We start from the raw sequence: 1070 nt of genomic DNA on the forward strand, positions 1-1070 counted from the left end.
TCACGGTATCGGGTTCGGACACGTTTCCATTGTTTCCAGACGCACATCCGTAGCCTTCGCCTTAGCCACCCTTCGATTTCCTGGAATACGCTCGGCGTTTCCGCCAGCGCATAGTATCCTATCCAGCCTCCAAGGTAGGCATTGATGCTCTTGATGCGGTCCGAAATCTTCTCTGCCTTGCTTCGAGAAGTCATTTCCCGAAGTCTATTCTTTACCCGTTTAACTGTTTCCGGGGCTAATCTGATTCCTACTCTGTCTTTCCCTCTATACATGCTAAAGCCCAGAAACTTCCGCTTCCACGGCCTATCTACCGCACTCTTTGTCTCATTTACTTTGAGTTTTAACTTGTCCTCCAGGAAAGATTTAATGCTCTCAAACACCCGCTCTCCGGCTCGCTGACTTCGGACGTAGATGTTACAGTCGTCCGCATAACGCACGAAACTGTATCCTCGTCTTTCCAGTTCCAGGTCCAGGTCATCTAGCATTATGTTAGCCAGCAATGGACTCAGTGGTCCTCCCTGGGGAGTGCCTTCTTCGGTGTCCATTACACCGGCCTGAAGATAGCGGCGGATGAGTTCCGGTCGAAGAATTTCTCCAGGTGGTCCATGTCTACCACCCAGGTGTATCCTTCCTCTGCGTACTTCCTTGCCTGTCTGACCGCATCATGTCCCCTGCGTCCAGGTCTAAATCCATAGCTGTATGGGGAGAACTCCGGGTCAAAGATGGGAGTAAGTACCTGCTGGAGCGCCTGCTGAATTAGGCGGTCTATGACGGTTTGGATTCCTAATAGCCTTGTTCCGCCGCCAGGTTTCGGGATTTCGACCCGGCGTACCGGTTGCGGTTTATAGGTTCCCGTGAGAAGTTCTTCCCTGATTCTGTCCCAGTGCTCCCGTACATAGTCCCGGAGGTCTTTTACCGTGACCTGGTCGATTCCTGGAGCACCTTTGTTCTCCTCCACCCCCCCATATGGGGTTTTCTGCTGTCTTTGTGTATCTCTCGAACGTGCCAAGTCCATCCCTCGCTTCGTGTTCGGCCCTTCACCAGTTTGACGTCAATACTGGCTACTATGA

Annotated in this window: 1 protein-coding gene and 1 pseudogene; both read right to left on the reverse strand. The window is 52.1% G+C overall.

The window, feature by feature from the left end:
• On the reverse strand, positions 1 to 272 hold a 272-nt coding region (locus ULO1_RS15420), incomplete at its 3' end, for a group II intron maturase-specific domain-containing protein (RefSeq protein WP_278308235.1).
• 60 nt (positions 273 to 332) lie between these two features.
• Positions 333 to 1015, reverse strand: a pseudogene (locus ULO1_RS15340) (group II intron reverse transcriptase/maturase); the annotation flags it as partial.
• Positions 1016 to 1070 lie beyond the last annotated feature (55 nt).

The sequence above is a fragment of the Carboxydocella sp. ULO1 genome (assembly GCF_002049255.1).
In the GTDB taxonomy this organism is placed as follows: domain Bacteria; phylum Bacillota.